At 70.7% G+C, this 17821-nt stretch carries 18 protein-coding genes; 6 read left to right on the plus strand and 12 right to left on the minus strand.

Annotated elements, in window-relative coordinates:
- Positions 1–704: 704 nt before the first annotated feature.
- The 4 genes from ABD120_RS25375 to ABD120_RS25390 form a co-directional block, all read right to left on the minus strand.
- Positions 705–890, minus strand: coding sequence for a hypothetical protein (locus tag ABD120_RS25375; RefSeq protein WP_343952558.1), 186 nt, complete (start codon positions 888–890; stop codon positions 705–707).
- A 370-nt stretch (positions 891–1260) separates the two neighbouring features.
- Positions 1261–1617 carry a GbsR/MarR family transcriptional regulator gene (locus ABD120_RS25380; RefSeq protein WP_343952559.1) on the minus strand — a complete coding sequence of 119 codons (357 nt, stop codon included), beginning with the start codon at positions 1615–1617 and terminating at the stop codon, positions 1261–1263.
- 387 nt (positions 1618–2004) lie between these two features.
- Positions 2005–2541, minus strand: coding sequence for a DUF6584 family protein (locus ABD120_RS25385; protein WP_343952560.1), 537 nt, complete (start codon positions 2539–2541; stop codon positions 2005–2007).
- A gap of 389 nt (positions 2542–2930) precedes the next feature.
- The gene (locus ABD120_RS25390) at positions 2931–3284 is read right to left on the minus strand and encodes a VOC family protein (RefSeq protein ID WP_343952562.1); all 354 of its coding nucleotides are present in this window, start codon (positions 3282–3284) and stop codon (positions 2931–2933) included.
- 455 nt (positions 3285–3739) lie between these two features.
- On the opposite strand from ABD120_RS25390, the gene ABD120_RS25395 reads away from it, so the two are divergent.
- Entirely contained in the window at positions 3740–4015 is a 276-nt protein-coding gene (locus tag ABD120_RS25395; RefSeq protein ID WP_343952563.1) for a hypothetical protein, read from the plus strand.
- Between the two features lie 323 nt (positions 4016–4338).
- Positions 4339–4635 carry a hypothetical protein gene (locus tag ABD120_RS25400; protein ID WP_343952564.1) on the plus strand — a complete coding sequence of 99 codons (297 nt, stop codon included), beginning with the start codon at positions 4339–4341 and terminating at the stop codon, positions 4633–4635.
- Between the two features lie 225 nt (positions 4636–4860).
- On the opposite strand, the gene ABD120_RS25405 is transcribed toward ABD120_RS25400, so the two are convergent.
- The 3 genes from ABD120_RS25405 to ABD120_RS25415 all read right to left on the minus strand — a co-directional run bounded on the left by ABD120_RS25405 (position 4861) and on the right by ABD120_RS25415 (position 8109).
- The gene (locus ABD120_RS25405) at positions 4861–5160 is read right to left on the minus strand and encodes a hypothetical protein (protein ID WP_343952565.1); all 300 of its coding nucleotides are present in this window, start codon (positions 5158–5160) and stop codon (positions 4861–4863) included.
- A 562-nt stretch (positions 5161–5722) separates the two neighbouring features.
- Positions 5723–6214 (minus strand): hypothetical protein, encoded by a 492-nt coding sequence (locus ABD120_RS25410; RefSeq protein ID WP_343952566.1) that lies wholly within the window; start codon positions 6212–6214, stop codon positions 5723–5725.
- A 38-nt stretch (positions 6215–6252) separates the two neighbouring features.
- Positions 6253–8109, minus strand: coding sequence for an SIP domain-containing protein (locus ABD120_RS25415; RefSeq protein WP_343952567.1), 1857 nt, complete (start codon positions 8107–8109; stop codon positions 6253–6255).
- A 170-nt stretch (positions 8110–8279) separates the two neighbouring features.
- On the opposite strand from ABD120_RS25415, the gene ABD120_RS25420 reads away from it, so the two are divergent.
- Together ABD120_RS25420 and ABD120_RS25425 are read left to right on the plus strand one after the other, a co-directional pair.
- On the plus strand, positions 8280–10049 hold the full coding sequence (locus ABD120_RS25420; RefSeq protein WP_343952568.1) for an ABC transporter ATP-binding protein: 1770 nt from the start codon (positions 8280–8282) through the stop codon (positions 10047–10049).
- The gene (locus ABD120_RS25425) at positions 10042–11736 is read left to right on the plus strand and encodes an ABC transporter ATP-binding protein (protein WP_343952569.1); all 1695 of its coding nucleotides are present in this window, start codon (positions 10042–10044) and stop codon (positions 11734–11736) included. Before ABD120_RS25420 ends, ABD120_RS25425 begins: the two co-directional genes overlap by 8 nt.
- Before the next feature lie 149 nt (positions 11737–11885).
- Here the strand turns inward: ABD120_RS25425 and ABD120_RS25430 are convergent, their stop codons facing one another.
- From ABD120_RS25430 to ABD120_RS25445, 4 genes are read right to left on the minus strand one after another with little or no spacing between them, the layout of a single operon-like run.
- A complete protein-coding gene (locus tag ABD120_RS25430; protein WP_343952570.1) occupies positions 11886–12875 on the minus strand; it encodes an ABC transporter substrate-binding protein in 990 nt (329 codons plus the stop codon).
- Positions 12872–13663 (minus strand): ABC transporter ATP-binding protein, encoded by a 792-nt coding sequence (locus ABD120_RS25435; protein WP_343952571.1) that lies wholly within the window; start codon positions 13661–13663, stop codon positions 12872–12874. Before ABD120_RS25435 ends, ABD120_RS25430 begins: the two co-directional genes overlap by 4 nt.
- Positions 13660–14733 carry a FecCD family ABC transporter permease gene (locus ABD120_RS25440; RefSeq protein ID WP_343952572.1) on the minus strand — a complete coding sequence of 358 codons (1074 nt, stop codon included), beginning with the start codon at positions 14731–14733 and terminating at the stop codon, positions 13660–13662. Before ABD120_RS25440 ends, ABD120_RS25435 begins: the two co-directional genes overlap by 4 nt.
- Positions 14733–15761 (minus strand): FecCD family ABC transporter permease, encoded by a 1029-nt coding sequence (locus ABD120_RS25445; RefSeq protein WP_343952573.1) that lies wholly within the window; start codon positions 15759–15761, stop codon positions 14733–14735. Before ABD120_RS25445 ends, ABD120_RS25440 begins: the two co-directional genes overlap by 1 nt.
- Positions 15762–15889: 128 nt before the next feature.
- On the opposite strand from ABD120_RS25445, the gene ABD120_RS25450 reads away from it, so the two are divergent.
- Positions 15890–16630 carry a helix-turn-helix transcriptional regulator gene (locus ABD120_RS25450; RefSeq protein ID WP_343952574.1) on the plus strand — a complete coding sequence of 247 codons (741 nt, stop codon included), beginning with the start codon at positions 15890–15892 and terminating at the stop codon, positions 16628–16630.
- A gap of 479 nt (positions 16631–17109) precedes the next feature.
- On the opposite strand, the gene ABD120_RS25455 is transcribed toward ABD120_RS25450, so the two are convergent.
- Positions 17110–17343: a VOC family protein gene (locus ABD120_RS25455; protein ID WP_343952575.1), complete on the minus strand. Its 234-nt coding sequence runs from the start codon at positions 17341–17343 to the stop codon at positions 17110–17112.
- Between ABD120_RS25455 and ABD120_RS25460 the strand changes: the two genes are divergently transcribed.
- Positions 17342–17812 (plus strand): SDR family NAD(P)-dependent oxidoreductase, encoded by a 471-nt coding sequence (locus ABD120_RS25460; RefSeq protein WP_343952576.1) that lies wholly within the window; start codon positions 17342–17344, stop codon positions 17810–17812. The genes ABD120_RS25455 and ABD120_RS25460 overlap by 2 nt on opposite strands.
- Positions 17813–17821: the final 9 nt, after the last annotated feature.

Here is a 17821-nt window from a genome sequence, read left to right on the forward strand (position 1 = left end):
GCAAGCGCTGCCCCAGCGTCACGGGATTGCAGGCGGTGCAGGCTGCCCACCATCTCCCACATCAGGTCGGTCCGGGCAGCGATGCGGGTGAGCGCGAGATCCTCTGAGGTGAACACGATCCTTAGCGTGCTTCTGAGGTGCTCTCTCAAGGTCTTCCCTTCCCGAACTTGGATGGGCAAGTGCGTGAGGTGCATATGTGTGCTGTGGAGCGGCGTTCGATCGTGGTATTGAGGTGGAGATGCATGTGGTGCGTCAGGAAGCCGGGGTCCTGGTCTTGGACGCGGTTGCTCAGGGTCTGTGCAGCACATGTATGCACCAGTCGCGCATCATGTATTCGAGCGGCATCCGGCTTGGCCGGACAGATAAGCACCGACGCAGTCTCCCCTGTGGAGGAACATCTCCTCGTCCAGGTCTCCGCGAAGGTGCGTGAGCATCTTTCAAACAGTTCGAGCTTGGCTTGCGCCTCCCGTGCGGGTGCCACCGGAATACTGCAGGTTCGGGCCGCCAAGCTTTTGACCAGCGGTTTCGTGTCGTCTGGTCGCCGAGCGTCCGGAAAGGTAGACCGTCTCGGACGGCGTGCCGACCTGCACGAAGACCGTCCAGAAACCTACGTCCGAGAAGTCGGCGGCCCATGCCCGGCCGTACTCCGGTGGCACCCGTGCTCCGGTCGCCGGCGACCCGCGCCGTGAGCAGGGCTTCCAGGCTCAGCCGTCTTGATAGCCCCTGTTGTTCCGCGTCGAAGGCCAGCCCCCGGCGATCTGCTGCGCCTCGGCCGCCGCTGCGAGCGCGTCGCGGTCGGCCGAGGCGTGCGCGACCCGGTGGGCGCGCACGGCGGTCCGCGCCGCCGTCTCGACCAGGTCACCGGCGCCAACCTGCGTGTCGAGAGCCACGATGCGTGCGGAGTGGGCGCGTATCTCCGCGGCTGTGTCACGGGAGCCGCCGCTTGCTATTCGCTCTGTCCGCTTGTTCCATACCTTCCATGATCGGTGCCGGGCGGCCACCCGAGCCCTGTCTCGCATTGCCTGGAGATGGCCCTCCGCTCCCGAAGCTGTCCCCAGCCGCCAGGCAGGTCTTCGGCTGACGCCGCCGGCTGGGTGGGTTTGAGCAGGACGCGAGCGTGGTGGGATGGCCCGGCGAGGTGCTGCTCTGCGGGCAGGCCGACCCGGTCTACGGAGCGGAGTCCGCCTGTCCTGTTGGTGAACGCTGTTTCTCCTGCTCCCATTGGTCGAGGAGCTTGAGGAACTCGCGGCCCATGAACGCTTACATGTCGCGCATCAGCTCCAGCCTGGCCCTGCCCCGGGGGTTGTCGCCGACCACGGCCAACCCCCGTTCGGCGAGCTGGGCGAATGTCGTGAACTCGGCCATCTTGGCCCGGAACGCGCGTCCGAAGACGTCATCGGCCAGCCGGTAGTGATCGCGGCGGCCCTTGGGCGGGCGGAACCGTTCGACGAGGCCGCCACGTTCAAGCTGCCCCAAAGCGACGCTCATACTGCTCTTGGCCACGTTCAGGCTTTCGCACAGGCCGGGCGCGTCGGCCGACTCGCCGGGGTCGACCAGCAGCGAGCCGATGACGCGGCCAGCCGTGCGCGCCATCGTGACCGCCTGCCACGCCGACACGGATCAGTGGGTCCAGGCATGGCAGCATCTGCGCATGCGGGAGCACGAGGCGACGCCTCTTCCCTCCCGTTACGTCAACCCACACCGGGAAGGGATACGGGTGACCGCTTCCCTCCCGGACGAGAACGAACTTCTTCACAGCATGAACCGGTTCCATGCGGCGATCGGGATGCTCTCAGCAGACCAGGAACCTCGGCTGCGCCTTGTGGCCAACGACGAGAGCCCTGGTCGGGCCGGGGTAGGGGTCCGGGGAATCTACTTTGCCGGTAGTAACGCTAAGGGTCGAACTGCAGGTCAGGACATTCTTCGTTCACCGTCACGAGGTGGTGAAGCCGTGTCGCTCCGGTGTGAGGTCAGCCGGAGTGACATCTTCGGGGTGGGCTTTGGTCAGCAGAACCAGCCGAACAGCCAGCAGCCCAGCCAGCGCAGGACGGTGACGAGCCCGATTCCCATGAGCAGGATTGCCGAGCCGAAGAGCACGAAGACGGCGGCGCCCTCCCACCAGGGCTCGCCCCAGTCCGCCGCCGCCGGGTCCTCGCGCCAGGTGTAGGTCAGGGGGCGACCTGCCTGCTGGCTGGCCGCATCCAAGACGGTGGCCAGGCGCTCACGAGCAGACGCCGTCTGGGCGTGATCTGGGGAATGACGCCAGCCGAGCGCGAGCATGCGGTCGACAGGGTCTCGGTAGACCCGCTCGAACGCGGCCGTCTCGGCGGGAACCCGCTGCTCGGCCAGGTATCCCCAGCGCCCCGCCTGGACAGGATCGCCGAGGGTCCGGTAGACCTCGGCGAGCTGCTCTCGCAGGTCCAGCCGATCGGGGTAGGTCCCGATCAGGCTACGCAGCCGCTGGCGCGCCATCAGGAGGGCCGCCGGAGAGCCCTCCTCCACCTCGGCCGCCACCTTCGCCAGCGTCTGCGTCACACCCATGGAGCCAAGCATCCCAGACCAATAACGGGATATTCCCCTGATTAACCGCCAAACAGGCATATGGTTCACGGCTCGCGTGACGCTCCGGAATGTGGGAGGTGTCCACGAGACAGAATCCATCGAGGCCCGGGGCGGCCAGGTCCTCGGCGTATTCCACCGCCACAGCCCGCAGAGAACGACTGCCCATAGCTTTCGACCTACGGCAACGCGGGATTGTATGTGTCAATGTCCGTTAACACATAAGATCGGCCGCCCCGCAGGCCGTCTGACCTGGTCGTTCCGCTTCGGCGAATCAGCGATCGGTCTTCGCCGCTTTGACCGCACTTACCCCGCTGGTCTCCCGGCTGCGCCCGGGGTGGCCGCTGGCCGCGGTCGCTGCCCGGCTCCGCTCAGCTCTTCCGCTCACTCAGGACGCAGAACTCGTTGCCCTCCGGGTCGAGGAGGGTCACCCAGTGCTGCTCGTCCTGCGCGGTGTCGGCGCGCCGGGCACCGAGAGAGAGCAGCCGGGCGACCTCGGCCTCCTGGTCGTCGGGGCGGAAGTCGGGGTGGAGCCGGTTCTTCGACGTCTTGCCCTCGGGAACAGGCACGAAGAGCAGCCCCGGCATCTGGTCCGGCTCAGGCCGAATCTCGATGATCTCCTCGGATTCATCGACCACTACCCAGCCGAGAGCCTCGGCCCACCAGCGCCCGAGAGTGACAGGGTCGGCGGAGTCGACGATGATCTGTTCCCATTGAAGTGCCACGGGCCTGAGCATAAACAGACTACGTCACGAAAATCCTCTCGATGCGGCCCTCGCCGTCGTGGCGGTCGTCGCAGGTGCTCCAGTTCTCCTGCACCGAAGGCGCGTCCGGGCCCTCTGCCACGTACGCGTCATGTGCTAATAGGTTCCCGTGCCCTGAGGGATGTGCTCGGCGCTGGTCACTGCCATGAGCAGGACGTTTTCTGCCCGAGACCGGCGCCGCGGCGGGCGACGAACTCGGCGTCGGTCTCCTGTTCGCTCACTTCGGCGCTCACGTTCTTGTCTCCGGCATAAGGTCGGCCTTCCGGTCGACGACTCGGGCGCCGTCGTCCCGCCGGTGGTCTCCGGGGCCAAACCCCCGGAGACCCCAACGCCGAGACCCCAACGCGGAGGCCGCCGACGCCCCGCCGAAGGACCCGGCCCAGTCCAGGAGCACCGACCTCAGGAACGCCTCCGAGGTGATCCCCCAGACCCGCGTCGTCGCGCACACCCGGCAGCGCCTGCAGCAGATCGCCGACGAACTCACCGAACTCACCCCCACCGACTTCGACCGGGTGCACAGCACGGCGATCAACCCCGAATCCGGCAAGGTCGTCATCGAGACCACCCACGCGACCGCCGCGCTGCGCACCGCACTGGCGGCCCGCTACGGTGGCGACGCCGTGGCCCTGTTCGTCACCCCGCGCCGAGCTGTGACGTTGACGGGCTGGCAGAACGACACCAGTCCCTTCTGAGGAGGCGCACACTTCACCACCAACGGTACGGACTGCACCACCGGGTTCGGCTGGGTCCACCAGGCGAAGTCCTACGTGCTGACCGCGGGCCACTGCGTGGGCATGGGAAACCGGCCCGTCAGCGGCGGAGGCATGGGCACAGTCACCCATGACACCTTCACCAGCGCCGCGATCGATAGCGCCAAGGTCGACGGTAAGTACCGCAGCGACCTCGCCCTGATCAAGATGGCCTCGGGCGTGTCCGCCGCACGCTCCATCTTCGTCGGCGGCGTCAACTCGACGACCGGGCGAACCATCGCGGCATCTCCTCAGGGCGGAACAAAGTGGCTGACAGATTCTGCGGCACCGACGAACTCTGCTACTGGACCGTCACCAAGACCCGCACGAACGCCCAAGTGTCAGGCGGGATGCGGCTGAGGAATGTCGCCTTCGGCAAGCGAGAGGCCGACAGGCTGGGGTGTTTCACTCAGGACGACTCGGGTGCCCCCATCTACGCGACCAACGCCCAGGGAAAGACCCGGGCCATGGGAATCCTCAACGCCGTCGGTACCTCGCCCTGCATGGTGGTCTTCACAGATATCTACGACGCCCACGAAGGACTGCCCGGCACCGTGAAGTAGGCATGCGGCAGCAGGTGAAACGGCATGTAGGCCTTCCTGAACGTGCCTGACCAATATTTGTGGGTTGTCAGGCATGTTGGTCACAGCGGAAGCTCTTCATGGGATCTCGTTCAGTGCGCGCGTCCGCTCCGACGGTACGGCAGCGCCTCGTCGCTGCCAGAGCGCCAGCCCCAAGAAGACCATCGCTGTTGGCTGTGGCCGAAGACCGCTTGGGCCTGCGGCAGGCTAGCGCGCCGACAACTGATCTGGCCGGCTGGCGGCGACGGCCGACGGCCGGTTCCGTATCGCTCCGATCGTGGCGGAGACCCAGGCGACCACCCAGATCGCGCCCACCGCCAGAGATACCCAGGCGGCCCAGCTCTGCGGTGGTTTGCCCGGCTCGACGATGAGGCCCGTCGCCCGGCCCGCGAACCCGATCACACCTGCGGTCACAAACGCCGCCCCCGCCCAGGACACACCCAGGATGAGGCGGCGGGCGATCCTATTGACAGGAAGCCGAAGCAGCGCTGCGATGATCGCTATCATCGCCAGGCCTCCGGCCGCGTTGGCCAGTTGACCCGAAACCGGATCGTGGATCTTGTAATGGTCGGGCGGCGCGGGATACCCGGGGAAGCCCAGTTCTCCCTGAAGCCCCAGGACACCTTGGCAACCGTGTAGGCAAGCGCCCCGCCGCATCCGACCAGCACTTTCACTGTCTGCTTCGACATGCCGCAACTCTGCCGCACGGCAAGTGGGGGCGCCTCCCCCGAAGGGGTAATCGGCCTCCCCCACCAGAGGGAACCGCCTGAGCGGGCGGGAACCGCGCGCCTGCCGGTAGCGTCATCCGGCCAGGTCCAGCCTTGCCCGGTTCGCCAAACGAAGACGTGGCAGAGGGCGGGGAGGATAGCCTCGTCGCCGACGACCAGCACAACCTGGACAATCCCGGAGGTGGTCAGGGCTCCGCGCTGGCCGATCCGCAGCGGGCCAGGAATGCCGAGCCAGGCGGAAATGCGGTCGCCAGCGACCAGCGGAAGCGGGACTGTGCGGATCGTGGAGGCGATCGGTCCAGGCGAGGAGGTTCCGGCCTGGTGTCTCAGGGCAATGCCCGTCAAAGCGATGGCCGGGCCACGCCGCAAGCCGACAACACCGGGCTTCTCCTACTCGCTGTGGTCATGGTCCGGAGCGGGGACGAGGGTCTCCCACCAGGTATGGAAGGCCGCTCGCGCGGGCCGTACGGCAGGCTCTGGAAGAAGGCTCGCAGCAGGTCGGCGACGCGGCTGAAGTCGGCGGTGGCCATCAGGTCGGCGGCTCGGCCCGCGTTCTCCAACGCGCCGTCGATCTCGCCCTGTTCCAGTTGGGCGCCGGCGATGGCGGTCAGGCCGAGGGCGGTGTCATGGGCGTAGTCGAGGCTGCGTCCGGCCTGGCCTTCTTCAAACAGCCGGACGGCGATGTCGGAACGGCCGAGACAGCCCCAGCTGAGCCCGACCTCGATCGTGTGGGAGGGGCGGCGCATCCAGTACGCCCAGGCCAGCCGAGGCAGCACCCATGACGAGCACCACGACCCACGCATCCCACCGTGGACGAGAACGACGTGGTCCACCTACACCGACTCCCCCGGAGGTTCTCCGGTGGGCCCTGTCATGAGGCGTCCGGATGGTCCACCGGCAAGACGTCCATGACCCACATCCGGTGGTCCCAGCCGATGTCGCGGGCCGAGCGCACCCGCAAGCCTGCCCGTTCGGCGAGCTCTGCGATGCGGCTGGCAGGGCGCAGGCCGGAGCCGAACGCGCAACGCAGCTGAAGGTCGTGCAGCACCGCGTCGGGGCCGTTGAGCCCGTCCGGCCGGAACTCCTCCACCATGATCAGCGTCCCACCCGGCGGCAGCCGCCCGGCAGTCTCGGCGAGCAGCAGCTCCGCGTCCTCATCCGGCAGCCAGGTCAGCGCGTGCGCCAGCAGTACGGTGTCGTCACCGCCGGGCGGCGCCTGTCCTGTCGTGGCGAGCAGCTCCACCCGGGGCAGCACGTCGGCGTCGAGAATGCGCTCGCGCAGCACGCCAAGCGCCGACGGCATCGCCGCGATCCGCACGCGCAGTCCCGGCTCGGCCTTGACCAGGGCGTTGACGATGGTCGCGGCGCCGTTGCCGGCCGCCGTCAGCGCCTTCACCGCTCCCCAGTCGTAGGCGGCCAGAACGCCGGGCGCGACCCAGCGGGCGCTCTCCTCGACCGCCTCGCGCGCCGAGCCGCCCAGGCGCGCGTCGGACGGCATCGCGGCCACCAGCGGCCGGCCCTCCTGGGTGCGGTACCCGGCCCGGCCGGTGCGCAGCGTCCGCACCAGCCCGGACAGCGACAGGTCGAGCGCTGCCCGCGCGCCGCCGAGGTGGTACTCCTCGGCCGAATGGTCGTCCTCGACGAGTTCCTCGCCGACGGGTGTGAGCCGGTACCGGCCGTCGGGGCCGGTGGCGAACACCTCGATCGCGACCAGGTAGTCCATGAGCGCGGTCAGTCCGGCGAGGTCGGTCGAGGTGCGCGCGGCCAGGGCGGCGGGCTCGCACGCGCCCGAATGGACCAGGTTGACCAGGCCGAGCGTGACCGCCGCCCGGATGGCGAAGCCCGGCGCCAGGTCGGTGAGCTCGTGCAGCCTTTCGTGCGCGCCGTCCTCCTCCGGGCCGCCAGGGGCGTGCGGGGCCTGGGTCAACCGCCAGTAGCCGGTGATGTGCGTCTGCTCGCGCGGCACCTGACGGTCGGCGGTGAGGTGGCGGCGCAGCCCCTTGAGGCTGAGGGCCTCGCCTGCGGCCCAGGCGAAGACGACACCCGGCAGCCAGTCCATCTGCCTGACCGCCTGCTCCAGCAGGTCCGTCGTGCCCGCCGGGGCGCCCTGGCGGGAGAGCCAGGTGATGTCGGCGTCGGCCCGGGTCGGCAGGTCCTGCCGGTGCGTGTCGTCGCTGATCTCGACGAAGACCTTCGCCTTGACGCCTTCCGGCATCTCGGCCAGCCACCGGCCGATGGCGGGCAGCGCGGTCTCGTCGCCGGCGATCAGGATCCAGTCGGCGCCCTCGGGGTGGTGGTGGGACATCTTCGGCCCGGCAATCCACACGGTCTGCCCTGGTATGGCCTGTTCTGCCCACGAGGCCGCAGGGCCGTTGCCGTGCCGTACGAAATCGAAGTCGATCTCCCCCGCCTCCGGGTCGTAGCGGCGCGGGGTGTAGTCCTTGGCGATGGGGCGCTCGTCGGCCGGCCAGTCGAGACTGCTGATGTTCTGGCGGGGCAGGACGGGGAGATCGCGGCCGTCGGCGGCGAAGAAGAACTTGACGTGGTCGTCGAAGCCCTCCGAGCGCAGCGCCGGCAGGTCGAGCCCGTCGCGGTGGAAGGCGCTCAGTTGCGTGCCGCCGAGCGTGACACGCCGCATCCCGGGGGTGACATCCGTGACTCGCACGACGGTCAGCTCCCTCAGCACAATGGGGAACGTGACGACCGTCCGGGGGTTGCGGGTGGGCATCCGCGTGGCTCCTTCCTCCTGACGACCCGGCCAGATTAGGGCGCGCCCGCACGGCGGGATCCAACCAGGCGTCCATGCCGTGCCACTGTCGCGCGTGATCGGGCGGCGGCTTCGACGGCGTGCGCTCTGCCTTGGAGCCGGCGGCGGAGGCGGAACCTACGGTTTCGGCCGTGAGGAATCGGGGTGGACGATGGCCGCTACGGCAGTGCCTGGTGCGGGTGCGGGCCGATCTGGCGCGTGCGATCGTCGCGGCGGTGGTGCGGCAACTGGCGTTCCTGGCCCTGCCGTGGCTGCTCGGGCGGGCGGTGGATCTGGGGGTGCGGGCCGGTTCGGTGGCCGCTGCGGCCGGTTACGCCGCCGCCTTCGTCGTGGTGGCCGTTGCCGAGTACGCCGGCATGCGCGGCTGGCAGAAATGGGCCACGCTGGCCGATGTCCGGGCCGGCACGTGGCTGCGCACCCGGCTGCTGGGGGCGATCCTGGCCACCGACACCGAGAGGATGCGGCATGCCGCGGCCGGGTACGGCGATCTGACCACGCGGGCCACCCGGGACGTCGACGCCGTGCAGGTCTGGGTGCACGGGCTCACCACGTGGGTGGTGATCGGGACGACCGGGCTGGTGCTGGTTCCGGGGATGGCCGGGCTCGACCCGCTGCTGCTCCTGGTCGCCGCGCTGGCGGTGCCCTCGCTGCTGGCGGTCAACCGGGTGTTCCCGCCGTTGTTCGACCGCCGCGCAGGGGAACTGGCCAAGGCGCACAGCGCCCGGGCGACGGTGGCCGAGCACCTGCTGACGGCGCTGCTCCCGCTGCGCGGCGTGGGCGCCGACGCCCTCATGGTCGAGCGCCATCACCGGCGCAGCGCCGAGGTGAGCCGCGCCACGACGCGTCTGGCCTCGGTCGGCTCCGCCTGGGACGCCACGGTGTTCGTCGTGCCGCGGCTGGCGGTCGTGGCCGGACTGTTCGCGGGCGGGCACGCGGCCCTGGCCGGACGCCTGACCGTGGGTGAGCTGACCACGTTCGTGCTGTGGATGGGCACGGTGTCGCTGGCGGTCACCGTCATGGCCGCCCGGCTCGGGGAACGGGCCGAGGCGCGCGTCGCGGCCGGGCGGATCGAGGAGATCCTGGCGTTGCCGGCCGCGTCGGCGGGTGGCCCGGCCCTGCCCCGCGCCGGGGTCCTGCGGGTCAGCGGGCTCCGCGTCGAACGGGAGGGCGGGCCCGTGCTCGGTCCATTGCGGCTGACCGCCGCGCCCGGCGAGTGGATCGTGCTCACCGGGGCGACCGGGTCAGGCAAGAGCACGCTACTCAGGGCCATCGCCCAGCTCCTGCCCTCGACGGGCGAAGCCTGTTTCGGCGAGGTTTCGCTGCGGGGCAGCGACCCCGACGACCTCTACCGCACGCTCGGCTTCGTATCGCAGGGGCCGCTGTTGCTGCACGGCACGATCGCGGAGAACCTGCGGCTGAGCGGCGATCATCCGGACGGGGAGATCGAAAGGGCCGCGTTCGCCGCCGGGCTCGACCTCGCGCTGCCGGGAATCGGCTGGGACGCGCCGGTGGGCGAGCGCGGCGGCGCTCTGTCCGGGGGGCAGCGCCAGCTCGTCGCGCTGGCCAGGGCGTTGCTGCGCGATTGCCCTGTGTTGCTGCTCGACGACGTCACTTCGGCCCTGGACGCTGGCACCGAGGCCCGTGTCCTGGACCGCCTGCGCCAGGCGACGGCGGGCAAGGCGGTCGTTCTCGCCAGTCACTCCCCGGCCATCCTCGCCCGCGCCGACCGCCACGTCACCCTCACCGGCGGCGCCTTCACCGCTCCGCCCCAGCACAGTCCCCTCACGGCCACACCCGGCGACGACCTCCACACGGTCTCGCCCACTGGTATGCCCGAGGGCGGCCCCCTCACGGCCCAGGCCACCGACTCCGATCTCTCACAGGGAAGCACTCATGCCTGAACAGCCTGTCCTCACGGAGATGCCGGATCAGCGGGCCGTCTTCCAGCGGGCCGCGGTGTTCCTGCGCGGGCATCGGCTCGCGTTGGCGGGAGTGGTGGCGCTCAACCTGGCCGGGGCCGTCCTGACGACCGGATCGACTGCGGCGATCGGGCGGGTGATCGACGCGGCGGGCGGCGGGGACTCCGGCGGGCTGGCCGTATGGGCGATGGTGCTGCTCGGACTGGTCGCGGCCGGGGGCGGGCTCGCGTGGCTGTCGCGGTACTGGCTGGTCAGGGTGGGTGAGCGCGCCCTGGCCGGGCTGAGGGACCGAGCCGTGGCTGCGGTGGGGACGGCGCCGCTGCGCTTCGTCGAGGCGAACCGCAGGGGCGAACTGCTGCGCAGGGTGACCGGCGAGATCGACGGGCTGGGCTCGTTCGCCGCCGGCACGCTGCCCGACCTGGTGACCGGCGCCGCGGTGCTGGGGTTCACGGTGGTGATGTTGGCGGCGTACTCGTGGCTGCTGACCGTCGTGCTTCTGATGACGTTCGTGCCGCCTGCCGTGCTGATCGTGCGCCGGTTCCGGGCGCGGGCGGGCACGGCCTACGGGGCGGTCGCCGCAGCGGAGGCGGCGGTCGCGGCGCGGTTCGCCGAGTCCCTTCCGGCCCAGGAGCAGTTGCGTGTCAATGGCGCGGTTCCGCGCTGGCTGGAGCGTTTTCGCGCCGACAACGACCGGCTCCTCGACACGCAGGGGGAGCAGGTGCGTGCCGAACTGGAGCTCAACCGGCTCGCGCTGCTCCAGGCTGCCTGTGTGGGCGGAGTGTTGGCGCTCGGGGCGTGGCTGGTCGGCCGGGGGCTGCTCACGGTCGGGGTGGCGGTTGTGTTCGTGCTGGCCGCGCGAGACGTCTTCCACCGCTTCGAGGATCTGGCCGCCGCGATCGGCGAAGCGCGCGAGGCTCATGTACGGCTGGCGCGCGTACTGGACCTGATCAGGGCGAGCGCTCCCGCACACCCTGGCCGCGACGGCGGCGCTCTGCCCGCGAGGGGCGACCTCACCCTGTCTGCGGTCGGCTTCTCCTATGGCGGCCCGCACCCGGCGGTCGAGGGACTGTCACTGACGGTCGCGGCCGGGGAGCGGCTGGTGATCGCGGGGCGGACCGGGTCGGGCAAGTCGACGGTGGGCAAGCTCATGGCCGGGCTGTACACGCCAGACACCGGGGTGGTCCGATTCGCTGGGCATGATCTGGCCGCCGCGGATCCGGCCCGGGTGCGGGCACGCATCGTGCTGGTCCCGCAGGACGTGCTGCTGGTGGACGGCACGCTCGCGGAGAACCTGTCCATGCTGCCCACCCGCCCGGACCTTCGCCGTGTCGAGGCGGCGCTGGGCGAGCTCGGGCTGACCGGGTGGGTGGCGTCGCTGCCCGGCGGGCTGCACACGCCGGTGGGGACGCACGGCTCGGGGTTGTCGGCCGGGGAACGGCAGCTGGTGGCGATCGTCCGGGCGGTGCTGGCCGATCCGGCGGTGCTGATCCTGGACGAGGCGACCGCCGAGGTCGACCACGAGACGGCCGTCATGATCGAGGGGGCTTTGTCGGCGGTGGCCGGCGACCGGACGCTGGTCGTGATCGCTCACCGGGCGGCCACGATCGCGCGCGGCCGCCGACTGCTGTCCATGCCCGCAGGCCACGTGGACACCTCCGCGGGCGACTGACCCCCCAGGAAGGTGGCAGGTCGGCCCGGGGCTGGCGTGTGGGCGGCCGATGGCGCGCCTGACCTGCGGGAGTCGGGCCTGTGGAGGCCAGGTGGCGCGGCCTCGGGGTGACGCGTGTGGGTGTCATGCGGGTGGGGGTGGCCGGGAGGTCAGGCGCCTGCCACCGCCTTGGCCAGGATGGGGGCGAGTTGCTCGACCACCCAGGAGGAGCTCAGCGCGTCGGGGTAGGCGATCGCCGATGACAGCGTGTTCTGCGAGGGCACCACCGCCACGTGCTTGTTCTTGACCGCCTTCAGTGACTGGAAGAGCTTGTTGCCCGCCAGCTCCGACGCGCTGAGCAGCCCCTCGTCGCCGAATGGGTAGGTGACCAGGACGACATCGGCGTCGAGCTGGTCGAGGTTCTCCAGGCTGACCCCGTTGTTGTCGGCGCTGTAGTCGGCGGCGTTGGCGGTCTTGCGCAGGCCGAGCTCCTCGAAGATGCCGGGGTCCTGGTTGGCGTAGGACATGAAGGTGATCTGCTCGGGGTGGACGACGACGTAGGTGTAGGTCTTGCCCTGGAAGGCGGGGTTGGCGGCGGCGGCGTCCGCGATGACCTTGCGGTTGGCGCTGATGACCGCCTCGGCCCGGTCGCTCAGGCCCAGCGCCTTGGCCGCCACCTTCAAGCGTTCCTGCCACGGCAGGGTGTCGGCATCCTTCTTCTGGGCGTAGGTCACCACGGGCGCGATCGGCGCGAGCTTGGCGTAGTCGGTGTCCATGGCCCAGGTGTTGACGCCGAGGATGACGTCCGGCGCTTCGGCGGCGATCGCCTCGAAGTCGGTGCCGTCGGTGTCGTCATAGGTCTTCAGGCTGGTGACACCGAGCTTGTCCATGGCCTGCTTCTTGTACTCCGGAACGGTCCCGCCGTCTACGACGTCTGGAGTGATCACCGGCACCAACCCGAGAGCCAGGGCGATGCTGGTGTCCCCGTCAGAGACGGTCGCCACACGCAGCGGCTTCTTGTCGAGGGTGTCCTGACCCCAGGCGTTGGTGAGCGTCACGGGGTACGCGCCCTGCCCGGCGGCGGCCTTCTGCGCGGGTCGTTCCTGGGCCGCACAGGCGGTGACCAGGACCAGGCAGGCGACGGCGGCGAACTTCTTCATCGGTTTCTCCTTGACAGGGGGAAGATCTGAGGCGTCCCGTCGACGGGGTGGGGCATGACCGCGCAGGTCAGGCCGAACACCTCCGCGACGGTCTCCTCGGTGAGCACGTGCTCGGGCGGGCCCTGGCGCACGATCCGGCCCTCGCGCATGGCGACGATGGTCGTGGCATACAGTGCGGCCTGGTTGAGGTCGTGGGAGACGAGGACGATGGTCTTGCCGGTGCGCTCGTTCAGCTCGGCCAGCAGGTCCATCACCTCGATCTGGTGGGCGATGTCCAGGTAGGTGGTGGGTTCGTCCAGCAGCAGCGTCGGCGTGTCCTGGGCGAGCGCGAGCGCGATCCAGACCCGCTGGCGTTGCCCACCGGACAGCTGGTCGACGGGCCGGTCGATCAGCTCGGCGGTACCGGTGGCCAGCAGGGCCTCGGCGATGACGGCCTCGTCGGCGGCGGTGCGGCGTGCACCGAAGCGGCGGTGCGGGTGGCGGCCCCGCCAGACGAGGTCGCCGACGGTGATGCTCTCCGGCGCGACGGGCGACTGCGGCAGGACGCCGAGCCGGCGGGCCACCTCCTTGGTGGGTGTGGCGTGGATGTCGGCGCCGTCGAGCAGGACCGCGCCGGAGGCGAGCGGCAGCAGCCGGGCGATGGATCTGAGCAGGGTCGACTTGCCGCATGCGTTCGGGCCGACCAAGGCGGTGATGCGGCCGGCCGCGACGCCGACCGACAGTTCCTTGATGATCAGCGAGGTGCCGTAGCCGCTGCTGATCGCGCGGGCTTCCAGCTGGTAGGTCATGGGGTGGCTCCGGGTCGGCGGCGAAGGATCAGCCAGAAGAAGTAGGGCGCGCCGAGCAGCGCGGTGAGGACGCCCGTGGGCACCGGGCTGATGACGGGGGCGTGCTGGGCCAGCAGGTCGGCGCCGAGCACAATGAGCGCGCCGACGAGGGGCGCGAGGACGAGCGTGTGCCGTCCGCCGGTGAGCCGCAGCGCGATCGGGCCGCTGATCAGCGCGACGAAGCCGATCGGCCCGACGACGCCGGTGGCCAGGGCGGCGGCGCCCGCGCCCAGTAGGAGGGTGGCGACGCGGGCTCTGGGAACGGCGGTGCCGAGCCCGGTAGCCATGTCGTCGCCCAGGACCATGCCGCTCAGCGGGCGCGCGAGCGCGGCGGTGCCGAGCGCGCCCAGGATGAGCGCCACCGCGAGGGTGGCGACGCCTTCCCAGCTCACGCCGTTGACACTGCCGACCAGCCAGCGCATGGCGATGGCGATGCTGTGCTGGTCGGCAGCGGTGAGCAGGTAGTTGGTGTACGCGACACAGACGGCGCTGAGCCCGATGCCGACCAGGACGAGCCGGTAGGTGTCCACGCCGCCGCGCCAGCTCATGGCATGGATGGCCGCCACCAGCAGGAACGACCCGCACAGCGCCGCCAGCGGCATGCCGAAGGGCAGCGACGGCGCCAGGATCAGGGCGGTGGTGGCGCCGGCGCCGCCGCCAGCCGAGATGCCGACGATGTCGGGCGTGGCGAGCGGGTTACGGATGAGCCGCTGGTAGAGGGCGCCCGACAGGCCGAACAACGCGCCGGACAGGGCTGCGGCCAGGGCTCGGGGCAGCCGGTTCTGGAAGACGACGTAGTCGGCCAGGCCGGTACGCAGGCCGAGGGCGGCGGGCAGGATGTCGGCCGGGTCGAGCCGGCGTACACCGCCGATGAAGATCGCGGCCAGGAGCAGGGCGGCGAGCAACGCCCCGCACAGGACGGCTAGGAGAGCCAGGCGCCTGATCTGGCCGCGGCGCGTGCGCCTGATCGCGCCGAGGACGGCGGCGCGGCGGGAGGAGCCCGCGGCCGCGCGGATGTCGAGCAGGTCCATCAGACACGCACCAGGTTCCGGCGCCGTGCCAGCCACACGAAGAACGGCGTGCCGACGACCGCGGTCATGACCGCGACCTGGATCTCGCCGTGGCGCAGGACGAGCCGCCCGGCGATGTCGGCGGCCAGCAAGAGCACGGCTCCGCAGACCATGGACAGCGGAAGCGACCAGCGGTGGTCGGCACCGACAAGCATCCTGGCGCAGTGCGCGCCGACCAGGCCGACGAAGGCCACGGGGCCGACCGCCGCGGTGGCCGCCGCGCAGAGCAGCACCGCCACGCCCGCGCCGCCCAGCCGCGCGCGACCGACCCTGACGCCGAGCGCGGCGGCCGCGTCGTCGCCCATGCTGAGCATGTTGAGGACACGGCCCAGAGGCAGCGCCAACACGAGCCCGGCGAGGACGAACGGCGTGATGTCGTCGAGGATCCCGGCCCGGCCGGTGAGCTGACCGACCGACCAGAACCGCAGGTGGGCGTAGACCGCTTCGTCACGGACGACGAGCAGGGTGACGAGCGAACTCATGACGGCGGCCACCGCGACCCCAGCCAGGACAAGCCCGATCGTGGTGCTACCGGCGGCGCTGCGGGTGCCGACGGTGTACACGAGCGCTGCGGCCAGGCCCGCCCCGGCCAACGCCGCCCAGAAGGAGCCACCCACGCCGGAAACGTCGAAGAACAGGATGCCGAGCACCACGAACATGGCCGCGCCCTGCTCGACGCCGAGGATGCCGGGGTCGGCCAGCGGGTTCGCGGTGAGCGCCTGCATGATGAGGCCGGAGGCGCCGAGCGCGGCCCCGACCGCGAGCCCGAGCAGAGTGCGCGGGATTCGCTCGGTCCACAGGACGTGGCCGTTGTAACTGTCGCTGGCCGGATCGGCCAAGACGCGGACGACCTCCAGCGGGGAGATGTCGCGGGCGCCGAGGGCGATACCGGCGACGATCACGGCGGCCAAGCACACGAGTGCGAGCAGGGCGACCGTCACCCCGCGGGCGACCCCCGTCCGCGGCCGCGGCGGCGAGGTGTCAGTCATCGGTCATCCTGGGCTCCTAACCTGGCGAACGGCAAATTAGGCTACCCTTACCTAACTCGGACGGGTCCAACGCGGCGGGCGGCCGCTCACACTCAGGGGCCACCCATCGACGAGGAGGTTGTGCGACCGTGACGGAGACAGTGGCCACGCCGGAGGTCCTGGCAGACGATGAGTTCATCGCGGACTGGGGCCATCCGACACACGCGCACGATTTCCACCAGTTCCTGTACGTCCCGCTCGGGCGAATCACGGTGACGGCGCACGGGCGCGAGCACCGGCTGTCGCCGTCGGTCGGCGTGTGGATCCCAGCTGGGGTTCCGCACAGCGCCAGGTTCGGGCCCGATTCGATGATCGTGGTGGAGACGTTCGAGACGGATCTGTACCCGCTGCAGCACACCGAGGCCACCACGGTGAACGTCACCGACCCGCAGCGCGCCCTGCTGCTCGGCCGGATGCGCCGCTCAGCGCCGGGCAACGACGCGGAGGTGTTCGCCGCGCTGTCGACCGGGCCTCGGGCCAGCCTGCCGCTGCCCCGGCCCAGCAGCCGGGTGGCCCTGGCCGTGGCCGAGCAGCTCAGTCGCACCCCCAGCGACCCGCGCACCGCCGCCGAGTGGGCGCGCAGCCTGCACAGCAGCTCGACGAGCCTGCGTCGGGCCTTCCGGGCCGAGACGGGGCTTGCCTTCTCTGAGTGGCGTACGCGGCTGCGACTCAACCAGTCGCTGGAACTGCTGGATCGCGGCTACCTGGTCGGGGCGGTGGCGGCCAGGGTGGGGTTCACCAGCGCCAACGGCTACATCCTCGCCTTCCGCCGGCATTTCGGCCAGACGCCGGGCGCGTACGTGCGCCGCTCAGCGGCCCGCTCGGCCTGAGGACGCCCCAGGCGGGCGTCATGAACTGGGAAGCGCGCGGCGAAGTCTTCTCGCGGCCGAGCAGACGGACGACCTCGCCGGAGGGCGAACCAAACGATGATCACCTGGTCTGAGGCAGCGGTAACGAAGCGGGACATGTCCTGGCTGTCAAGCGATCTCCCAGGAGGGTGCAGCCGAGACCGCGATCTTGGTGCGATCCGGGGCCGGGCGTGCGTCGACTTGCCCGATGAGACAGGGCCCTTGGACCACAGCGACGCCGCGCAGCGGCGCTGGCGGGGCAGGGGTGGCCTGCGTCCGCCATCGTCATCATGGCCGGCTTCTCGGAGGAGCACGTGCGGCGAGAGCTGCGGGCGCTCGGGTACGGCCGTCGGCCGCTCCCGGTGGGGGACGAACGGCTGCCCGCCCCACTCGTCCTCGCCATCAGCCCGCCGACGGCAGTCGGCCCACATGGAAGTGGACCCTGTTATGCGCGGAGTGGGTCAGCCGTTGTCGGGGGCGGTGACGTCCAGGACCCAGGTCACGCCGAAGCGGTCGGTCAGCATGCCGTACAGCGGGGCCCATACCGCGGGCTCCAGCGGGCGCAGCACGTTCGAGCCCGGGGCCAGTCGCTGCCACAGGGTGCTGATCTCGTCGGCGTCCTCGCCGCGCACGGACACGAAGAACGGGTTGGTGCCCTGCTCGTACGGCATCGCCGAGGGCACGTCGTAGGCCATGACGTGGAAATCGGCTCGCGCCGTCCTCGGCGAGGACGACCCGGCCGCGCAGGACCGGTTGTACGACGTCAACCTCGTCGGCGTGGTCGCCGCCATCCGCGCCGCCGCCCCGGTGATCGAGGACGGCGGCCGCATCATCACCATCGGCTCCACCCTCGCCGGGCGGGCCGGGTTCACCGGGATGGCCGACTACGCGGCGACCAAGGCCGCCGTCATCGGCTACAGCAAGGGCGCCGCCCGCGACCTCGGCCCCCGGCAGATCACCGTGAACGTCCTCCAGCCGGGCGCCGTCGCCACCGACATGAACCCGCCGACCGGCGAGTTCGCCGACGCGCAGCGCGCCCTGAAGGCCCTGGGACGGTTCGGCCGTCCCGAGGAGGTCGCTGCCGGTGTGGCGTTCCTCGCCAGCCCTGGCGCCTCCTTCATCACGGGCACCGTCCTCACCGTCGACGGCGGATACCTGGCCTGACCGGAGTCG

The organism is Nonomuraea longicatena, assembly GCF_039525605.1.
GTDB lineage: Bacteria > Actinomycetota > Actinomycetes > Streptosporangiales > Streptosporangiaceae > Nonomuraea > Nonomuraea longicatena.

Bases quoted from the DNA above. Each gene is read 5' to 3' on its own strand.
- ABD120_RS25385 (WP_343952560.1), bottom strand. From the start codon at position 2,541: ATGGGTGTGACGCAGACGCTGGCGAAGGTGGCGGCCGAGGTGGAGGAG.
- ABD120_RS25405 (WP_343952565.1), bottom strand. From the start codon at position 5,160: ATGATAGCGATCATCGCAGCGCTGCTTCGGCTTCCTGTCAATAGGATC.
- ABD120_RS25415 (WP_343952567.1), bottom strand. From the start codon at position 8,109: ATGCCCACCCGCAACCCCCGGACGGTCGTCACGTTCCCCATTGTGCTG.
- ABD120_RS25425 (WP_343952569.1), top strand. From the start codon at position 10,042: ATGCCTGAACAGCCTGTCCTCACGGAGATGCCGGATCAGCGGGCCGTC.
- ABD120_RS25430 (WP_343952570.1), bottom strand. From the start codon at position 12,875: ATGAAGAAGTTCGCCGCCGTCGCCTGCCTGGTCCTGGTCACCGCCTGT.
- ABD120_RS25435 (WP_343952571.1), bottom strand. From the start codon at position 13,663: ATGACCTACCAGCTGGAAGCCCGCGCGATCAGCAGCGGCTACGGCACC.
- ABD120_RS25440 (WP_343952572.1), bottom strand. From the start codon at position 14,733: ATGGACCTGCTCGACATCCGCGCGGCCGCGGGCTCCTCCCGCCGCGCC.
- ABD120_RS25445 (WP_343952573.1), bottom strand. From the start codon at position 15,761: ATGACTGACACCTCGCCGCCGCGGCCGCGGACGGGGGTCGCCCGCGGG.
- ABD120_RS25460 (WP_343952576.1), top strand. From the start codon at position 17,342: ATGACGTGGAAATCGGCTCGCGCCGTCCTCGGCGAGGACGACCCGGCC.
- ABD120_RS25455 (WP_343952575.1), bottom strand. From the start codon at position 17,343: ATGGCCTACGACGTGCCCTCGGCGATGCCGTACGAGCAGGGCACCAAC.